This window comes from Candidatus Methylacidiphilales bacterium (genome assembly GCA_033875315.1).
In the GTDB taxonomy this organism is placed as follows: Bacteria; Verrucomicrobiota; Verrucomicrobiia; order Methylacidiphilales; family CAZTYG01; genus JANRJG01.
In genome coordinates this window covers 1-18404 of the sequence record JANRJG010000039.1, presented here as the reverse complement: position 1 = coordinate 18404, position 18404 = coordinate 1, and the positions used below count along the sequence as shown (strand labels likewise).

At 60.2% G+C, this 18404-nt stretch carries 14 protein-coding genes and 1 tRNA gene; 4 read left to right on the top strand and 11 right to left on the bottom strand.

The genetic code is table 11. The features are described 5' to 3' along the window. Positions 1-40: 40 nt before the first annotated feature. Genes SFU85_11925 through ruvC form a run of 5 tightly spaced genes read right to left on the bottom strand, consistent with a single transcriptional unit; the run spans position 41 to position 6046 of the window. Complete coding sequence (locus SFU85_11925; protein ID MDX6767484.1) at positions 41-520, bottom strand: TlpA disulfide reductase family protein; 480 nt, start codon at positions 518-520, stop codon at positions 41-43. 47 nt (positions 521-567) lie between these two features. After that, positions 568-3843 (bottom strand): carbamoyl-phosphate synthase large subunit, encoded by a 3276-nt coding sequence (gene carB / locus SFU85_11920; protein MDX6767483.1) that lies wholly within the window; start codon positions 3841-3843, stop codon positions 568-570. A 60-nt stretch (positions 3844-3903) separates the two neighbouring features. Then, positions 3904-4929, bottom strand: a complete 1026-nt coding sequence (ruvB, locus tag SFU85_11915) for a Holliday junction branch migration DNA helicase RuvB (protein MDX6767482.1) — start codon at positions 4927-4929, stop codon at positions 3904-3906. Continuing rightward, on the bottom strand, positions 4926-5516 hold the full coding sequence (gene ruvA / locus SFU85_11910) for a Holliday junction branch migration protein RuvA (GenBank protein ID MDX6767481.1): 591 nt from the start codon (positions 5514-5516) through the stop codon (positions 4926-4928). Before ruvA ends, ruvB begins: the two co-directional genes overlap by 4 nt. A gap of 41 nt (positions 5517-5557) precedes the next feature. After that, positions 5558-6046 carry a crossover junction endodeoxyribonuclease RuvC gene (gene ruvC, locus SFU85_11905; GenBank protein MDX6767480.1) on the bottom strand — a complete coding sequence of 163 codons (489 nt, stop codon included), beginning with the start codon at positions 6044-6046 and terminating at the stop codon, positions 5558-5560. 77 nt (positions 6047-6123) lie between these two features. On the opposite strand from ruvC, the gene SFU85_11900 reads away from it, so the two are divergent. Beyond that, positions 6124-6465, top strand: a complete 342-nt coding sequence (locus SFU85_11900; protein ID MDX6767479.1) for a hypothetical protein — start codon at positions 6124-6126, stop codon at positions 6463-6465. Positions 6466-6663: 198 nt separating this feature from the next. On the opposite strand, the gene SFU85_11895 is transcribed toward SFU85_11900, so the two are convergent. Further along, positions 6664-7017 carry a hypothetical protein gene (locus SFU85_11895; GenBank protein MDX6767478.1) on the bottom strand — a complete coding sequence of 118 codons (354 nt, stop codon included), beginning with the start codon at positions 7015-7017 and terminating at the stop codon, positions 6664-6666. An 88-nt stretch (positions 7018-7105) separates the two neighbouring features. Here SFU85_11895 and SFU85_11890 point away from each other — a divergent pair. Continuing rightward, positions 7106-7187, top strand: a tRNA-Leu gene (locus tag SFU85_11890). Between the two features lie 277 nt (positions 7188-7464). Here the strand turns inward: SFU85_11890 and SFU85_11885 are convergent. Next, positions 7465-8316, bottom strand: a complete 852-nt coding sequence (locus SFU85_11885; protein MDX6767477.1) for a PIG-L family deacetylase — start codon at positions 8314-8316, stop codon at positions 7465-7467. A gap of 102 nt (positions 8317-8418) precedes the next feature. On the opposite strand from SFU85_11885, the gene SFU85_11880 reads away from it, so the two are divergent. Beyond that, positions 8419-9660 carry a hypothetical protein gene (locus SFU85_11880; protein MDX6767476.1) on the top strand — a complete coding sequence of 414 codons (1242 nt, stop codon included), beginning with the start codon at positions 8419-8421 and terminating at the stop codon, positions 9658-9660. A 252-nt stretch (positions 9661-9912) separates the two neighbouring features. On the opposite strand, the gene SFU85_11875 is transcribed toward SFU85_11880, so the two are convergent. The 4 genes from SFU85_11875 to SFU85_11860 form a co-directional block, all read right to left on the bottom strand. Further along, entirely contained in the window at positions 9913-13476 is a 3564-nt protein-coding gene (locus SFU85_11875) for an autotransporter-associated beta strand repeat-containing protein (protein MDX6767475.1), read from the bottom strand. A gap of 299 nt (positions 13477-13775) precedes the next feature. Beyond that, positions 13776-14399, bottom strand: a complete 624-nt coding sequence (locus SFU85_11870) for a hypothetical protein (GenBank protein MDX6767474.1) — start codon at positions 14397-14399, stop codon at positions 13776-13778. Between the two features lie 221 nt (positions 14400-14620). Further along, the gene (locus SFU85_11865; GenBank protein MDX6767473.1) at positions 14621-15268 is read right to left on the bottom strand and encodes a PEP-CTERM sorting domain-containing protein; all 648 of its coding nucleotides are present in this window, start codon (positions 15266-15268) and stop codon (positions 14621-14623) included. Between the two features lie 29 nt (positions 15269-15297). Then, the gene (locus SFU85_11860; GenBank protein MDX6767472.1) at positions 15298-16050 is read right to left on the bottom strand and encodes a PEP-CTERM sorting domain-containing protein; all 753 of its coding nucleotides are present in this window, start codon (positions 16048-16050) and stop codon (positions 15298-15300) included. Positions 16051-16232: 182 nt separating this feature from the next. Between SFU85_11860 and SFU85_11855 the strand changes: the two genes are divergently transcribed. Then, positions 16233-18116 (top strand): glycoside hydrolase family 13 protein, encoded by a 1884-nt coding sequence (locus tag SFU85_11855; GenBank protein MDX6767471.1) that lies wholly within the window; start codon positions 16233-16235, stop codon positions 18114-18116. Positions 18117-18404 lie beyond the last annotated feature (288 nt).

Sequence of the window (18404 nt, the reverse complement as noted above, 5' to 3'; positions counted from 1 at the left end):
GGACAGTATCCCTTCAAGCGGCAGAATGTTGCTCAGTCGGCTATTTGAGCACGTCCTCGACAACCTTATCTTCCAATTGCAGGGGGTGTCCCTCCCAAACGATCTTGCCAGCCTTGTCCACCACCACCGCATGGGGGATCGCCGTCACCGCCAGGCTTTTCTTGAGTCTGGCCTTTTCATCCGTCGCCACAACGTAGTGCATGGGGATTTCCTTGGTGAATTCCCTCACGTCCTTCCGGTCCTCATCGGTGATGCCGATGATCACCAAACCCCGATCCTTGAATTGGTCATGGATCTTATTCATGTGAGGAATACTGTCGCGGCAGGGGCCGCACCACGTGGCCCAAAATTCCACCACCTTGGGCTTGCCGACCCATTCCCCTTCGGGCTTGTTTTCGATGATTTTGACATCGATCGATCCCAGCTGCGAGCCGACGTTGTTTTGGGAACTGCGGGCATGGACTGTCGAGCCCAGACCAACGGCAAGCATCAAGGAGATCGCACCGATCATTGGTTTCATGGTCTATCCTTTTGTTGACTGGTTTTCGTGATTGGGCTTCCAAAACATCACTTGCGGTGGACATCCTGCAGGGCGGTGACGCTGAAACCGCCCTTGATGAGGGAGCGGATCCCTTTCACCGAGGCCTCGGCCGCGGCCATGGTCGTCATCACCGGCACCTTGTGGTAGAGCGCGGTGGTGCGGATTTTGATTTCGTCGGTCCGCGCAACCGGCCCGTAGGGGGTGTTGATGAGGAGGGCCAGTTCGCCGTTCTCCATCAGGTCGATGACGTTGGGACGGCCCTCGTTGATCTTTTGCAGTTCCTCCACCGGCACGCCGTTGTCCTTCAGCGCCCTGGCGGTGCCGCTGGTGCTGCACACGGTGAATCCCATCTCGGCCAGCTGGCGGGAGAGGTCGACAATGAGCGGCTTGTCGGTGTCGCGCACGCTGACGAAGATCTTGCCCTTGAGCGGCAGGGCCCCGCCCGCGGCCATCTGGGTCTTGGCATACGCGATGCCGAAATCGGGATCGATGCCCATGACTTCGCCGGTCGACTTCATTTCCGGCCCCAAGAGAATGTCCACCCCGCGGAATTTGTTGAAGGGGAAAACCGCCTCCTTGACGTTGTAATAGGTGGGAATGACTTCCCGGGTGAAGCCCAGTTCTTTCAAGGTCTTGCCCGACATGATGAGCGAAGCGTATTTGGCCAGCGGATGACCGATGGCCTTGGAGACGAAGGGCACGGTGCGGGAGGCGCGCGGGTTGACCTCGAGGACGTAAACGGTGTCTTTCTGCACGGCGAATTGGACGTTCATCAGCCCCTTCACACCCAGTTCCTTGGCCATGGCGATGGTGGAACGGCGGATTTCCTCAATCACGGCCAGCTTGAGCGAATAGGGCGGGATGACGCAGGCACTGTCGCCGGAATGGACCCCGGCGCGTTCGATGTGTTCCATGACCGCCCCGATGACCGCGTCGGTCCCGTCGGCGATGCAATCCACATCGACCTCCGTCGCATCGTCGAGGAACTGGTCGAGGAGAATGGGCCGGTCCCCGATGGCCTCGCCATTGCGGCGGAGGTAATCGCGGAGTTCCTCGTCGTGGTAAACGATCTGCATGGCGCGTCCGCCAAGGACGAAGGACGGGCGCATGAGGACGGGGTAGCCGGTGGCATTGGCCCCACGCAGGGCCTGTTCCTCGCCGACGGCGGTGGCATTGGCGGGCTGGCGGAGCTTGAGCTTGTGCAGCATTTCCTGGAAGAGCTTGCGATCCTCGGCCCGCTCGATGGCCTCGACCGGGGTGCCGATGATGCGCACGCCTGCAGCGGCGAGATCGGAGGCCAGATTCAAGGGCGTCTGCCCACCGAACTGTACGATCACGCCTTGTACTTGGTCGTCGATGTTTTCCGTTTCGTAGATGTTGAGCACGTCCTCGACCGTGAGGGGCTCGAAGTAGAGCTTGTCCGATATGTCATAATCGGTGGAAACGGTCTCGGGGTTGGAGTTGACCATGATGGTCTCGTATCCGGCCTCGTGGAGGGAAAGGCTGGCGTGGACACAGCAGTAATCGAACTCGATCCCCTGGCCGATGCGGTTGGGGCCGCCACCGAGAATGATGATCTTCTTCTTCGGGGTGCGCTTGGCCTCGTTGTCGCCGCGGTCGTAGGTGGAATAAAAATAGGGCGTGTAGGCCTCGAACTCGGCCGCGCAGGTGTCGACGAGACGGAAGCTGGCCGAGACTCCCGCCGCCTTGCGGGTCTGGCGGATGAGGAGGGAGGATTGTTTGGGGTTTAAGGTTTTGAGTTTTAAGTTGGCAGACTGAAGTTCGGCCAGTTGCAGATCGGAGAAGCCGTAGGATTTGGCGGTTTCCAGAAGGGGGAGCGAGGAAGGGTCGAAGAGGTCGGCTTTCTCGATCTCCAGGGCCAGGTCGGAGAGCTGCTTGAGATTTTCCAGGAACCAGCGGTCGATGGCGGTGAGTTGGTGGATTTCCTCCACCGTCAACCCGCACTGCAGGGCGTGCGTGACCCACCAGAATCGCTGGTGGTTGGGCGTGCGCAGTTTGGATTTGATGGTTTCAAGGGGCTGCTTTTCCTTGGGCGTGCCGAAGGCCAGGGTGCCGTCCTTGCCTTTCAAATCAAGGGAGCGGATGGCTTTCTGGAACGATTCCTTGAAGGTGCGCCCGATGGCCATGGCCTCACCCACGCTCTTCATCTGCGAAGTCAGGGTGGCGTCGGCGCCGGGGAACTTCTCAAAGGTGAAACGGGGGATCTTCGTCACCACATAATCGATGGTGGGCTCGAAGGAGGCGGGCGTTTCCTTGGTGATGTCGTTGCGCAATTCATCGAGGGTGTAACCAACGGCCAGTTTGGCCGCGATCTTGGCGATGGGGAATCCGGTGGCCTTGGAGGCCAGGGCGGACGAACGCGACACGCGCGGGTTCATCTCGATGACAATCATGCGCCCGGTCTTCGGATCGGTGGCAAACTGGATGTTGGACCCGCCGGTCTCGACCCCGATCTCGCGGATGACGGCGAAGGAGGCGTCGCGCATGCGCTGGTATTCCTTGTCGGTCAGCGTTTGGGCAGGGGCCACCGTGATGGAATCCCCGGTGTGAACGCCCATGGGGTCGAAGTTTTCGATCGAGCAGATGACGACACAGTTGTCGGCGCGGTCGCGCATGACTTCCATCTCGTATTCTTTCCAGCCGAGCAGGCATTCCTCGATAAGGGTTTCCCCGGTTGGCGAAAGGTCGAGGCCGCGGGCGACGAGTTCCTCGAATTCCTTGCGGTTGTAGGCGATGCCGCCGCCGGTGCCGCCGAGGGTGAAGGCAGGACGGGAAATGACGGGGTATTTGCCGCCGATGTCCTCGACGATTTGCAGGGCCTGGGCGACGGATTTGGCCACGCCCGACTTGGGCACATCGAGGCCGATCTTGATCATGCAGTCCTTGAAGATCTGGCGGTCTTCACCTTTGGTGATGGCTTCGGCGTTGGCCCCGATCATCTGCACGTTGTGACGGGCCAGGGCGCCGTTTTTGAACAGGGCCATGGCCGTGTTGAGGGCGGTCTGGCCGCCGAGGGTGGGCAGGAGGGCGTCGGGTTTTTCCTTGGCGATGATCATCTCCACCACTTCGGGGGTGATGGGTTCGATGTAGGTCCGGGCGGCGAACTCCGGATCCGTCATGATGGTGGCGGGGTTGCTGTTGATCAGCACCACTTCGTAGCCTTCCTCGCGCAGGGCCTTGCAGGCCTGAACGCCGGAATAGTCGAATTCGCAGGCCTGGCCGATGACGATCGGGCCGGAACCGATGAGGAGAATCTTGTGGAGGTCTTGGCGCTTGGGCATCGGGTGAAAAGGCTAACGGTCCGACCAGAAATGAAAATGGAAAAGTAGTTTCAGTTCCAGCTACAGGAGATTGCCCTGTCGCTCCCCGGAACCCGGCTTCAAACCCAGTCGCTCATAGGCCGAAGGCAGTGCCACCCGGCCCTGTTGGGTGCGTTTGATGTATCCTTCCATGATCAGGTAGGGCTCATGCACCTCCTCCACCGTCCCGGCCTCCTCCCCGACGGCCACCGCCAGCGAACTGAGGCCGACCGGACCGCCCTGAAACTTCACGATGAGCGTCTCCAAAATGCGCTTGTCCATTTCGTCCAACCCGTGGGCGTCGATCTCCAGCATACTGAGCGCGGCGTCGGCAGATTCCCGGTCGACTTTTCCCTCGTTACGCACCAGGGCGAAATCGCGCACCCAGCGGAGGAGATTGTTGGCAATACGGGGCGTGCCGCGGGAGCGGCGGGCGATTTCCAAGGCCGCTTCCGGCACCATTTCCATTTCCAGCAAACCGGCCGAGCGCACAATGATACCCTGGAGCGTGGGGGCGTCGTAGTATTCCAACCGGTTGGTCATACCGAAACGGGAACGGAGCGGGGCACTGAGCATACCTGGCCTGGTGGTGGCGCCAACGAGGGTGAACTTGGGCAGGTTGAGACAGATGCTGCGTGCGCTGGGACCCTGGTCGATGACGATGTCCAGGCGGTAATCCTCCATCGCCGGATAGAGGTATTCCTCGATGACCTTGTTGAGCCGGTGGATTTCGTCGATGAACAACACATCGTTGGCCTCCAAGTTGGTCAGGAGACCGGCCAGGTCGCCCGCTTTTTCCAAGGCGGGCCCGGAGGTGATCTTGATCTGCACCCCCATGGCCTGGGCCAGGATGTGGGCCAGGGTCGTCTTGCCCAGGCCCGGCGGCCCGCTGAGCAGGATGTGGTCGAGTGCCTCCCCGCGCATGCGCGCCGACTGGATCATGACTTCCAGCCGTTCCTTGATCTTGGGCTGTCCGGCAAACTCATCCAGCGTGCCGGGGCGCAGGGTCTGCTGGAAGACCTCGTCGCGTGCGGTCGGATCACCCGGTGTTGGCGGCAGTTCTTTCATAGGCGTTTGAGGGCCTCGCGCACCAAAGCCTCCAGGGAATCCTGCGGTCCGGCTTTTTCAATCGCGGCCAGGGCATCGGCCTGTTTGTAACCCAGGCTCATCAGGGCCAGCACGGCATCGCTGAGGTTTTGTTGCTGCGGCGTGGCCGCGGCCCCGCTGCCCGCCTGGGGCCAGGCTTCGGTGACGCCCATTTTGTCCTTCAATTCGAGAACGATGCGTTCGGCCGTTTTCTTGCCCAGACCCCTGATGCGGGAAAGGAACGCCACATCCTGGGCCACCACCGCGCCGCGGAATTGGGCGGGAGAACAGCCATTGAGAACGGCCAGCGCCAGCTTCGGCCCCACGCCACTGACATGGTTGACCAGAAGGTTGAAAAGATCTTTCTCCGAACGGCTGAAAAATCCGTAGAGCACATGCGCGTCTTCCCGCACCACCAGAACCGTCTGGAGCGTCACCTCGGCATGGCCCAAGGGCAATTTCTCGAATGTGGAAAGCGGGATCTGCACTTCGTAGCCCACCCCTTGGACGTCCAACAAGACCCGGCTGGGGAAGGCCTCGGCCACGTTGCCTTTGAGAAACGCAATCATCTTCCCGCCAGATTAATGCGACCGGGCTCCGCTGTCATCCGTCATCTGCCATCCGCCTTCCGGCTTTGGCGGTGCTGGAGATGGGTCAGCGCCACGGCCAGGGCGTCCGCCGCATCGGCCTGGGGCGTGGACGTCAACCCCAGCATGGCCCGCATCATGAAGCCGACCTGGGCCTTTTGCGCGGCCCCGAATCCCGTGGCGGCCTTTTTGACCAGGCGGGAGGGGTATTCGACCAGCGGCAATCCGGCTTCGGCCACGGCCACCAAAACAGCTCCGCGCGCGGAACCCATCACGATGGCGGTCTTGAGGCTCTGGGCATAAATGATGGCTTCCATCGCCGCTTCGTCCGGACGGTGCTCGCCGATGACCCCTCGCAGCACGCGCACAATCTCGAGAAGAGCGGGGCCTTGGGAAACGCGGGCGGGCACCGGGATGCTGCCAAAGGCCACCGCCCGGGGCTTTTTCGCCACCAGTTCGATGATCCCATATCCGGTGCAGCGGATGGAGGGGTCGATGCCAAGGACGCGCATGACTGATCGTTACTCCCGCAGCGGGGCATGTCGAGCGCGTGCGTTGACATTTTTGCCCGCAAATTTAGAGTAGTCTTATGAAAGCTTTCCAACTCTTTGCCCTGACCGCCCTGCTTGCTTCCCCGGCCCTGACCTTGTCAGCCCAAAGCGGGGGTGATTTTTCAGCTCCGGCCACCGGCCGGGATGTCCGCGAACTGCGACCGGGCAAGCCCGAGGAATTGCGGGGTGCCAAAGGCAGCGGCGTGGTGGTCATGATGTCGCAGCGCGGCTTGGAAGTGATCAGTCCCTTTGCCCCCCGCTCGGCCGGATTGGGCCAGAAGACCCTGACCCCGAACATCGCCCGCGACGGAAGGATCGGCGACGAAGCCCACGACCGCAAGCCCTTCGGCGGCATTGCCTTGGTCGGCTTCGAGTTTTAAGCGGTAACGATGGTTTGACTCACCACGAAGAGCGCGAAGTCCGCGAAGACTTACGGGTTAAGGTTGGCAAAAAATCCACCCGCCGATCGGTGAGCCTTGATACAACTGAAATGTATTTCGATTGATTGATCATGCCTTTTTGACCAGGCGTTTCTCTTCGTGTCCTTCGCGCACTTCGCGGTGAACTTCGTTTCCCGGCTAAGGCCCGACTGCGTGAGGCCACTCCAGTAGGAGTGCGCAGGCAGCCCCGGCCAGACCCACTGCGGATATCAGGACCATGGCCAATCCCTTGCCCCAGAAATCGGGACGGATTTCCGAACGACCAAAACACACCATCGCGCCGACCAAATAGACCAGCGCCACCGCCCCCGGAAAAAAAGCCGCCACCAACCCATCCGTGTGCGCCTCCGGCCACCAGGCCCCGAGCAGGATAAAAAGCGCTCCCAACGAACTGAGGGCGAAGATGGGACCGTTGCGCATCTGGACGTAAAGACCCAGGCCAAGGAAGAAGTAGACGTTCGCACAAACGAGCAGGAACTGCGACAAACTCACCAACCTATCATTGCGCAAGAAGGCGGGGTGTCATGGAAAATCCCATCGACAAAAAGGAAAAAATCTTTACGTTCGATGATTCATCGTCGCGGTCGTGGCGAAATTGGCAGACGCGCTAGATTCAGGTTCTAGTGGGTAAAACCATGGAGGTTCGAGTCCTCTCGACCGCACTTTTGCGAAAGCAAAACGTCGTCCATTGACTCGAACGCAGCTCAGCACTCAAACGCGAAGCGTTCGTCAACCAGCAACGCCGCAAGGGGGCATTCCGCACCGTCCCGCTTTCCAAGCGGGACAATTCCTCTCGCTTGCCCCGCCATAGCTTCAGCGACGGCGGGACCGCACTTTTGCGAAAGCAAAACGCCCCCCCTTGACCCGAACACGGTTCAGCGCTCAAACGCGAAGCGTTCACCCCCTGCCGAGCATAGTCCGGCAGAAGCCGGACGGCGCTCAGGAAAACCGGGCCAGGCGAGTGAGGACATCCTGCTGGAATTTTTCCAGATGGTGCCGCGTGAGCGTCTCGATTGAAAGTGTGTCGTCCCTGACCAGGGGGGTAAGATCCATGGCGAAGACCAGGGCCCCGGAAGGGTCGGACGCACGGGGTTCAAAAAAAGTGGCATTGGCCTGCCGACGCCCAAGGGCAGCCAGATCATAGCGTTTTCCGGCACCTATTTGTGAGACAAAAACCTGCAGCAGGGGGGCGGCCAGTTCCGGGTGAATGCCGGCATCCAACGGTTGCTTGTCTTCATCGGCCAGCCAGTCCAGTCCCCGCCAGACCTCGCAACCATAGACCCTTTCCGGACGCTCTGCCTGCGGCAGGCTTCGGAGGGCGGACAAGGAACGGAGCAGGACGGCAACGTGGGTGTCGTGCTTGTCGGCCGGATTGTGCAGGTAAAGCACGCGAGGCCGGGCCGTCCGTAGGATGGCAGCGAGATCGTCCACGACTTCAAGGCGATCGGGGTCTTTGACGGTGGCACTGGGATGGCCCAGCTGGATCACACAGCTGTATCGCCCGATCTCGGCGGCGCGACGTTGTTCCATGCGACGGTCGGCGACCATGTCCTCGGGGGAGCGGCCCCTGGCCCCGCCAGTTTTTGGACTGCCCGCGCCATCGGTCACCACCACCCCGGTGTAGGTGCCGCCACCGGCCTCATAACACTCGGCGATACCACTGAAACTGAAAATCTCCAAGTCGTCCTGGTGCGCCCCAATGCCCAGGTGGGTGGTGCGGGCGAGGGCCTGATCCGGTGGGGTGCCGTCGGGGACAAAGAAATCGGCGTCATTCCGGGAAAACGTCACCATTTCAGGATGCCCGGCCTTGATCGCCGTGCCAAGCCCTGCCGCAGGCGGCCTCCGTTTTCCTGCTTTATCCCCCCTCACCCCGGGCTATGTTGGGATCAACTGATGAGCACGCTTCCGACGAAGAAGTCCACCGACTCACCGGCCAAACCCGGCAGAGCCACCTGGGGCGCCCTGGCCCTCTCGGTTCTCATCCACGGGTCGGTCCTCATGGTCGTGGGGGGCTACGTCATCGTCGAAAAAATCATCCCGAAAAAGTCCTTTGTTGAAGTAGAAGTCGGGATCGACAATGGACTGGACGAGGCCGTCATGGCTCCGGAAGCCGATCCAGCGGACCAGCCGGAAACACCCCAGGTGGTCAATGAAATGACCACCACCTCGGCTACCGGAGCGGAAGGCGAAGCCGCCACTCCTTCGGACATCCTGGTCTCAACGGCGACCCAACAGGCTTTCAGTCTTCCACCGGCGGTGGGGGCACCCTCAACCACCATGCCTGTGCTGGGTAGCGGGACCGGGGCAGGCCAACAGGGCACAGGCTCGGGCGGTGGAGGCAAAGGCGCCGGGCCGGGCGGGTTGCGCAGTCTGGGAACGCTCTTCGGTTCCCGGGGGGGTGGGAATGAGACCCTGGTGGGCCAGTTTTACGACTTGAAGCAGGATCCGAAGGGCAAGGACACCCCCATGAGTCCGAACGCGCCGGGTGACAATGGGCAAAAGGACCAATTGTTTGTCCAGGCCGTGGCCAAGTTCCTCGACCGTTGGGACGAGAACGACCTGAAGGATTACTACCGCGCCCGCAACGCCCTCCACACCACCCAGATTTTCATCCCCACCATGCAGGCGGCCGAAGCACCCAAGGCCTTCGATGTCGACCGCGACGTGCGGCCCACCCGCTGGCTGGTTCATTACAAAGGACAGTTCGTGGCCCCGAAAAGCGGGAATTTCCGCTTTGTCGGCTGCGGGGACGACATCCTCGCGGTGCGGCTCGATCGCAAGCTGGTGCTGAACGGCAGCATCATGGAAATTCCCGGGCAAATGGGGGCTGACCGTGAACAAGTCGGGCGGGTGCGGGTCGGCACCCACGATTGGTCGCTCATGGGCGGCGAGTGGTTCCGCTTGAGCGCGGGACGGAGCTATCCGATTGAAATCCTTATGGGCGAGGTCCCCGGGATCGATCTGGCGATGTTTCTGCTGATCCAGGAAAAGGGAGTGGAATATCCTTCACGTCCCGGCAATGCCGGCCCCGTGCTGCCGGTTTTTCAAACGGCGCCGACCAAACTGCCGAAGTTCGACGAAGAGAGCAACGGTCCCACCGTGGCCAAAGAAGGCTTCGCCGGAAATCCCGGTTGATGGCGCATTCCCCGAGTTCCTTTATTCCAAATCAACTGAATCAGGGAAGTTAAAGGCTTTTAGTGGGGCGGGCTCTTCCGCTGTCGCCAACGCCATGGCGGTACAGGGCGGGCACACTGGTTTTTCCAGAAGTGATCAAGACAAGCGTGCCCGGAGGGTCCACTCCACCTTGGGAACTCGGATCGCCTCCATCAAAAAACCCCGGCCGTATCTGGCCGGGGTTTTTGTGACCCAAACATGCAGGTTGGAAAGTCAGGATTTGCGGGCGCGGCGGCGCAAAACCATGAGGCTGATCAGGCCACCGGCGAGCATGACGTAGGTGGAAGGCTCGGGGATGGTGGAGAACTGCATGACGTAGCCGTTGCTGACCGTGCCACCGGAGAAGTTGGCCGAGCTGACCTGGACCGTGCTCAGATCAAGGGTGTAGCTTCCGCTGACCAAGGCGTTGTATTGGGCCAGGGTGTAGTAATTGACGCCATTGTAGGTGTTGCTGCCGCCATTATCACCCTGCACATAGAATGCGTAGGTGCCGTTCTGGATGCTGGAGAGGAAGTCGGCGCTGTTGTCGGTGAAGAACCCGCCTTGGAAGATATCGCCGTTGCCGAGGCTGCTGACGGCCAGGTAGATGTTGACCGCGTTGCCTGCCCCCAGATCGGCGGTGAAGCCGGTGGTGAGGCGAAGGACGTCGTTGACGCTGCCGGTGGCGTTGCTCCAGGTCGGGGCACCGGTGGCGGTGAACTCGAAATTGTAATCCAGCCCGCCGGTCGGATTGGTGTTGGCCGCGGTCAGGATGCCGGGGCTGTTGCCCGGATCGACGCTGCCGTTGCCACCCAGGGTCAGGGCCCCGAGGTTGCCCGAGCCGGTGACCGACCCACCGTTGTTGCTGATGGCCCCGCCGGTGTAGGTGGTGGAGCTGTTGTAGCGGAAGACCGCGCCGGTATTGACCGCGACGCCGCTGGTGCCATTGATCGTGCCGGTGCTGTCAATGAGCAGGGTACCGCCATTGACGCTGGTCGCCCCAGTGTAGCCGTTGGACCCGGAGAGGGTGAAGGTGCCGTTGCCTGCCTTGGTCAGACCGCCGCCCGAGCCGTTGAGGGCTCCACTGAAGACGGTGGAGGCGTTGTTGCCGCCGACTTGGAGGGTCTTGCCACCAAGGGTGACGTTGCCGCTGCCGGCAAGCGAACCGATGGAAGTGGAGGAGGCGGAAATGCCAGAGATGTTAAAACCGCTGTTGTTCGTCACATCCGTGGCGGAGCTCAGCGCACCATTGCCGCTGAGGACGACCGTGCCGCCGTTGATCTGGGTGGCACCGGTGTAGCTGTTGCTGCCGGTGAGCGTCAGGTTGCCCGCGCCGTTCTTGGTGACCGAACCGCCCGAACCACTGATGACCCCGGCGAAGCTGGCGCCGGTGCTGTTGCCCGCGCCGAGCGTCAGATTCTTCGAACCAAGGACAATCGAGCCGGTGCTGTTGCCGGAGAGGGAATTGACCGAGGTCGAGGCACCGCTCAGGCCGGAGATGTCGAAACCGGCATTGGCGTTGACGTGGGTGCTGTTGGCGATGGAGCCGCTGCCGCTGAGGGCCAGGGTGCCCCCGTTGATCGTCGTGTTGCCGGTGTAGGTGTTGACTCCGGAGAAAGTCTGGGTTCCTGCCCCAGTCTTGGTGATGGCCACAGTGCTGTTGGATCCGTTGCTGATTTGACCCGAGTAGGTCTGGGAATTGCCGTTGTTGATGGTCAGGGTGCCGGTAGCCGTGGTGTTGCCATTGAGGGTGGTCACGTTCCCACCGCCGGAAAGCGAGTAAATTTCGATGCTCCGCGTGGCACCTCCACCATCAGCCATGTTGAATATACCACCCGTCTGCACGGTGAGCGCGGGGGCGTTCGTGCCGGATCCAAAAGGAGTTCCCGTGCCGAATGTGGTGGCAACATTGCTGCCGATGATCAGTCCCGCATTGTTGGTGAAATTGGTGGTCGCTCCGATGGTGAAAACCGAGTAATTTCCACCGCTGCTCGTGGTCTGGATGCTCAGCGTGCCATTGCCCACGACCGGGGTGGCACCGCCCGTGATCTGAATGAGACGGAGACCTTCCTGGCCCGAACCGAAACCCGAGGCATTTTTCGTCAAGGTGATGGTCCGGGTGGTGTTGCCCAAATCCCACTGGCCACCGACCTGGAGGCGGTTGGAGGAGGGCCCGGTGCCGATCGTGATGTTCCCGCCGAGATCGATGCGACCAGCAAACAAATCCCTGCTGCCACCCGAGGCGATCAACGTGGCTCCATCATTGAGGGTCAGGTTGCCTGTGCCGGTGGCACCGGCAAGAATTCCGTTGGTCGCGTTGGCGGTTGAGGAAATTCCCACAGCCAGCCGGGTCGCCCCTACCGTAGTCCCCCCGGAATACGTCGAGTTGCCAGCCAAGGTCACCTGGCCGGTGGAATTACCGGTTATGTTAAGACCACCGCCGCCATTGACCACACCATTGACGGCAAAGGTGTTGCCGTTGTTGTCGAGGGTGCCCACCACCCCGCTGTTGACGAGGATGTTGCGGTTGGCATTCAGGGTGATGTTGGTCGTCTGGTCGCGGAGCGTGCCGTTGCCAGTGAACTGGATGTTGTTGTAGGCACCGGTGGGGGCCAAACCAAGGCTGGTGTCACCGGAAATGGCGAGCACACCGCCGTTGATCTGGGTACCGGTCGCGTTGAGGGTGCTGCTGGTCGTGCCGGTGTAGGTGTTCGAAGTGCTGGAGAGGATTAAAGTACCGTTGCCTTGTTTGACCAAGGTGCCGCCCGCCCCAAGGGTGCTGGTCAGGGCTTGGGCAATGGTGACGGTGCCACCCGCTGCCGCATTGATTGTGAGGCTGCGGTTTTTGATGTCGAAGGTGCCGCCGGAGAAGGTGAGGTTGCCACCTGCGGCCTGTTGGATTCTCAGGTCGCTGTCGAGGAACACCCCCCCGGTGAGGGAGTTGTTTCCGCTGGTGTTGCGCGAGTCGATGACGAGGTTGTTCGAGGTGTTGCCGGCCACGGAGTTGATCAGGCTGCCGAAGGTCACCCCACCACTGAGCGGGGTCAGGGCCAGGGTGCCGCCCTGGGTCTGGTTCTGGTTGGTGGTGGTGCCGAAGTCGCCCCCGAGGCGGATGCCGGTGGTGGAGTTGTTGGTCAGGGTGCCGCCGGAGAGGTTGAGGGTGCCCCCATTCATGATGTAGACATTGGCGGCGGTCACATTGGCCCCGCTGGCGATGGTGATGCTGGCGCTGCCGGTGGTGGCCAGCCACTTGCCCGAGGCCGCGACGGTGTTAGCGAAGGTGACATCGCGTCCGCTGCCGCCCCAAAATTTGATGCCGTTGACCGATGCGCCATTGATGGTCAGGGTGCCTCCGGAAAAGGTGATGTTTCCGTTGACGGCATTGATCTCGCCGAAGGGATTGGGCGGTGCGCCATTGTTGGCGGCAAAGGTGATCGGGGCGTTGATGGTGACGGAGCCGGTGCTCTGGTTTTCGATCTTGGAAGGGGCCCCACCGTTGTCGAAAAGGCTCAGGGTGACGTTGCCGTTCATGACCCAGGAGCTCGAACCGGTCCAGATGAGGGAATTCATCGACGTGATGTTGTTGTTCGTCGAGGTCGTCCCTTGGGTGCCGCCCGTCGTGAAGGTCAGGTTACCGTAGACTGGAGCCGCCCCGCCCCAGTTGTTGTTGTCGCTCCAGTTGGCATTGGCACCGTCGCCGGTCCAAGTGTTGCCGGCCAGCGAGAGGTGAGTCAGAGAACAGGCCAGCAGGGCAAAAAGAATGGTACGCTTGGCCGTTGGGTAGATTGGTTGTTTCATATTTTGTTTCCTGGCGGATTTCGGCAAATATTCTGTCTGACTTTTAACAACTGGGCTGACTGCCATTCCGAATCACCCTTTTTGGGTATGACCGAAAAGGCAAGTTTGCTCGGTAGTTAAATGTTGCAAGTGGTTTTTTTATATCTTCCAGCCACTTTTGTCAAAGGCTATGCCAGCAAAATGATTAAACCGTTCAAGCGCCATTATAGACACATAAATCATTGTTTATGTGATGCTTATGATCTTCCCAAAAATGACGTTTGTAGGACAGAAACGACCCTCGATCCCATTTTCATCCATTAAAATTCAGGGGTCTGCCAAAAGTCAGAACCGAAGCCTGAATCCATCAACGTGCGACGGAGAAATTCACCCATTTGGGTAGGAAACTGGGTTTCTGCGGATTGGCGCCAACGACGGAAACTGCCCATTTCCCCAAAGCGGAAGGCCACGACGGCATGAGCCAGGCAACCTGCGGCTGAAACTGGAGGATCTGGCATGGCCTGCAAAACCTTGGCGGCGTCGTCCGGCTTTTTTTCGGCCAGAAAGGTCAGGATGATTTTCAGATCCAGCAGATCGTCCTGACCCAATATGCCTGATTTGAGGGAACGAAAACCCTCGCGCGCGGCCGCTGTTTTTCCATCCAGGAGGTCCAGTTCGGCCAGATTGTAGCGGGACCAAAAATGGGCCGGACGGAGCATCACCGCTCTGAGGAAATAAGGCCGGGCCTCGTTGCGGCGTCCCCATTCGGTGAGAACAGCACCACAGAGATTGAGGATTTCGGCATCTTCGGTCGCCTTCAAAGGTCCGTCCAGAATTCCCCATGCCCGCTGGTAATCCTTGTTCTTGAAGGCCTCCACCGCCTGCCCGAAGGCCGCACTCTGGGCAGGGTTTTCCCTCGGGCAAAAGGCCGACAGCCGGATCATGAAATAAAAAGGTTGGCCGTGCAAAGGGCCTATGCAGACCGGGCCGGCGGAATCCCCTCCTGGAGGACTCAAGAGAAGCACGGATAGCAGCGATATTGCCCACATAGAAAAACAAAAGGATGCCTCAACGGGCCCATCTCCGATCAAGGCCCCGGCATAAAAACAACCCCGACCCTCACCGGGCCGGGGTTGTCGGAATCACCACAAACACAACTCGGGGATCAAATCTTGGAGGAGCGGCGCAGCCAGGCCAAACCCGCCATGCCAAGGGCCAACAAGGCATAAGTGGAAGGTTCCGGAATGACCGTGAAGCTGGCGATGTAATTGGAACCGCCATTGTTGGAGAAGCGGTCGCCCTCGTTGGTGGTGGCCCGGTAGAAGACTTCGACGTTGTAAAGGCCGTTGGTGGATATTCCGGAAAGCAGGTTGCCCAGGGTGGCGGTTGGATTGACGCCCCAATTCTGGTCGCCGCCACCGCTGGCCGTGTTGCCCGCGGCCGAAGCAAAGGAGGCATTGGCCAGGAAGCCCCCGTTGACGAGATTGAACGAGCCCGGAGTGTTCCCCTGTCGGTAAACCCGGTATTGCAACTGGATACCCGTCACGTCTCCCGCGCCACTCTTGAATGTTTGCACCTGGAAAGCGGAGATTTGCAGGGTATCCAGGGTGTAGTCGAAGGTGCCCAAGTTGGCCCCCTGGAAATCCTGGATGTTGTTGGTTCCCCACTCCTGGGTGCCATACCAGGAATTTCCCGCGCCATCGGGGTTGATGCCGATGTAGCTTCCAAAGACACCGGTGGCCGCAGGCAGCTGAGGCGTCCAAGCGAGGAAGGCGAAGAGAAGAGCGAGGAGGTTCAGGTTGGTTTTTTTCATGGTGGATGGGTTGATGTGAATTATTCGATTTAGGAAGAACTGCGGGAGCGATTAAGCGAGCAACGCAGCCCGGCCAACACCACCATACCTCCGAGGAGAAGGGCACCGGTGGAAGGCTCGGGGACCACACTGAGGTTGTTGAAGTAAAGATTGTTGAGGGCGTTGCCGTCGTCGGTGGAACCGACATACAGACGGAAGCCGGTCAGGGCGGAACCCACCGTCACATTGCTCGTGTAAAGATCGGAGCCGCGCTGGAGTTGGACAAAAAGATTGGTGGCAGAGGTCTGGGTGGCGGTCAGGCTGAAGACCGAAGTTTGGCTGTAGGCCCAGCTTTGACCCGCGCCCCCTGCGGAATAGGTGTCGCCGCCGACATTGAAATTCCACACCTCCGAGGAAAAACCACCACCGTTGAACAACGAGATGCCTTTGTTGCCGTTGCGGAAGGCGATGGCCAGATTGATGGAGAAGGAATTACCAATGGCCAGCGCGGTGGACAGCGAACGCTCGGCGTTGGCATAGGTCAGGCCAGCCGGATTGCCGAACATCCCGAAGGAATTGCCCGAGGTGTCCGTGTTGCCGAATCCGTCACCCACGCTGCTGGCCCTGAAAAATCCCGTGCTCCCATTTCCGGAGGTATACAAATTCCAAGCCCCGAATCCTGTTCCTCCATTGGAGCCACTGATCCAGGAAGCATAATTAGAGGCGTTGTCGGAAGCCACTTGGGCTTTGACTGGTAAAACTGCCAGAAAGACGATGCTTGCGCTGAGCCAAAATGTTTTCATCCGTTTTATTGACCGCCAGCGAACCAGGGTGAAATCCCCAGAAGTAACGGTCACTATCTTCTATAGGCTTAAGCATTTTTACTGTCAAAGGTCTTGCGCCACAGAGTCATTGAACAGTTCAAGAAAATGTCCGCGTCCCGCAGTTGCCCCTGCCCGCGCCCTCAAGCATAGTGTCGCACTTGATGAAATCGCCGCTCTGGCCCACCCTGCTTTGCCTCACCCTGTTCACATCTCCCCTGAGGGCGGAAGAAACCTTTGCCGAGGTTCCCGCCTGGGCGCGCGACGCCATCTGGTACCAGATCTTTCCAGAGCGCTTCCGCGATGGCGATCCGGCCAACAACCCCACGCGGGATTCCCTGGTCTGGCCCATCCGTCCGGGTCGCGATTGGGCCATCATGCGATGGACGGCCGACTGGTATGAACGTGCCGCCTGGGAAAAAGCCATGGACAAACCGGGCGATACCCAGCCTGCCCAGACCTTTTACAAAAACGGCATGCTCGACCGCCGTTATGGCGGAGATCTCCAAGGGGTCATCAACAAGCTCGATTACCTGGCCGAACTCGGAGTCAACGCCCTCTATTTCAACCCTGTCTTCTACGCCCGTTCGCTGCACAAATACGACGGGAACAGCTACCACCACATCGACCCCTACTTCGGACCGGATCCCAAAGGGGACCTGGCCCTGATGGACCAGGAAACCGCCGATCCCGCCACCTGGCACTGGACCCAGGCCGACCAACTCTTCCTCAAACTGCTCAAAGAAGCCCACGCACGCGGCATCCGTGTGGTCATCGACGGGGTCTTCAACCACTCCGGCCGCGACTTCTTTGCTTTCCAAAACCTGCGCCAGAAGCAGGAGGCCTCACCCTACAAGGATTGGTACGAAGTCCTGGCCTTCGACGACCCGGCGACGGCTCGCAATGAATTCTTCTACCGCGGATGGTGGGGGCACAAATCGCTGCCCGTCTACGCCGAGACGCCCGATGGCCGGGACATGCATCCCGACCCCAAGTCCTACATTTTCCAAGCCACCCGTCGCTGGATGGACCCGGACGGCGACGGCAACGCCAAGGACGGCATTGACGGCTGGCGATTGGACGTGGCCGACGAATTGCCCCCGAAGTTCTGGGCCGACTGGCATGAGCATGTTCGCCGCATCAACCCCGCAGCCTACACCAGCGCCGAAGTCTGGAGCAACCCCTTGGAACTCATCCACCGCGGCGGCTTCACAGCGGCAATGAATTACCATGGATGCGCCATCCCTGTGAAAGGCCACCTCATCGACAACCACATCCCTCCGTCGCGTTTCGCCGCCATGATCGACGAGCGCCGCAAGGCCCTTCCTCCTGCCATCGCCGCAGCCATGCAAAACCTCATCGATTCCCATGACACCGACCGCGTGGCCTCGATGTGTGTGAACGGCGAGTTGATCAAATACCAGGATCCTAACCATATTGACTTCAACACCAACAACAACGCCGGATCGTCCAGCCATCAGCTGCAAAAGCCGAACGAACGCCAGCGCGCCATCCAGCGACTGGTGGCCCTCTTCCAAGTCACCTTCGTGGGTGCTCCCATGTTCTATTACGGGACCGAAGCCGGCATGTGGGGCGGCGGCGACCCCGACTGCCGCATGCCCATGGTCTGGGAAGATCTAAAGTTCGACCCGCAGACCCGCGATCCGCGGGGCAATCCCCGCAAACCCGATGATGCCAACTTCGAACGCGATCTCTTCCGATTTTACAAAGAAGCCATCGCCCTGCGCCGTAATACGTCAGTTCTGCGGGAAGGTGATTTTTCCGTCCTAGGGGCCTTCGACAAAGAAAACTGCCTGGTCTTCCTCCGCCAGTCAAAAAATGCGGCCGCCGTGGTTGCCTGGAACAGGAGTGACGCCACCCAAACGATCAAAGTGGAGATCCCCGAAAGCGCCCGCCCGTTGCTGCAGAAAACCGGACTGCTCTTCAGCAGCCGCAACACTGAAAAGGCCACCTCCTTCGAATTTGCCAACGGCAAGATGACCCTGATCCTGCCCCCATTGACCGGAGTGGTGGTAGGAAATAAGTGAGCTGTAGCCGCGATCGGTGATCGCGGTCTCCTTTCTCCTCTCCCCTTCCAGCCCCCGCGATGACCCATCGCGGCTACAAGACACCAGATTCCTTCTTGTTCTCCTAACACACACTATTTAACCTTGGGTGTGGCGGAAAAGAAACACCTTAGAGCCTATCCGGATAACCCCCGTGGCCCGCGTGATGAGTGCCACCTGCCCGGGCCCGAGGAGGAGCGACCGCGCATATCGGGACGAGATACGCAAGGAAGAGACGACGAAGGGGGTGGGCAGGTGCCGCCATCACCC

What these genes read in the sequence shown, in the direction of transcription:
- SFU85_11875 (MDX6767475.1), bottom strand. Translation starts at nt 13,476, where the DNA reads ATGAAACAACCAATCTACCCAACGGCCAAGCGTACCATTCTTTTTGCC.
- SFU85_11900 (MDX6767479.1), top strand. Translation starts at nt 6,124, where the DNA reads ATGAAAGCTTTCCAACTCTTTGCCCTGACCGCCCTGCTTGCTTCCCCG.
- ruvA (MDX6767481.1), bottom strand. Translation starts at nt 5,516, where the DNA reads ATGATTGCGTTTCTCAAAGGCAACGTGGCCGAGGCCTTCCCCAGCCGG.
- SFU85_11855 (MDX6767471.1), top strand. Translation starts at nt 16,233, where the DNA reads ATGAAATCGCCGCTCTGGCCCACCCTGCTTTGCCTCACCCTGTTCACA.
- SFU85_11870 (MDX6767474.1), bottom strand. Translation starts at nt 14,399, where the DNA reads ATGATCCGGCTGTCGGCCTTTTGCCCGAGGGAAAACCCTGCCCAGAGT.
- SFU85_11880 (MDX6767476.1), top strand. Translation starts at nt 8,419, where the DNA reads ATGAGCACGCTTCCGACGAAGAAGTCCACCGACTCACCGGCCAAACCC.
- SFU85_11885 (MDX6767477.1), bottom strand. Translation starts at nt 8,316, where the DNA reads ATGGTGACGTTTTCCCGGAATGACGCCGATTTCTTTGTCCCCGACGGC.
- carB (MDX6767483.1), bottom strand. Translation starts at nt 3,843, where the DNA reads ATGCCCAAGCGCCAAGACCTCCACAAGATTCTCCTCATCGGTTCCGGC.
- ruvC (MDX6767480.1), bottom strand. Translation starts at nt 6,046, where the DNA reads ATGCGCGTCCTTGGCATCGACCCCTCCATCCGCTGCACCGGATATGGG.
- SFU85_11860 (MDX6767472.1), bottom strand. Translation starts at nt 16,050, where the DNA reads ATGAAAACATTTTGGCTCAGCGCAAGCATCGTCTTTCTGGCAGTTTTA.
- SFU85_11865 (MDX6767473.1), bottom strand. Translation starts at nt 15,268, where the DNA reads ATGAAAAAAACCAACCTGAACCTCCTCGCTCTTCTCTTCGCCTTCCTC.
- SFU85_11925 (MDX6767484.1), bottom strand. Translation starts at nt 520, where the DNA reads ATGAAACCAATGATCGGTGCGATCTCCTTGATGCTTGCCGTTGGTCTG.
- ruvB (MDX6767482.1), bottom strand. Translation starts at nt 4,929, where the DNA reads ATGAAAGAACTGCCGCCAACACCGGGTGATCCGACCGCACGCGACGAG.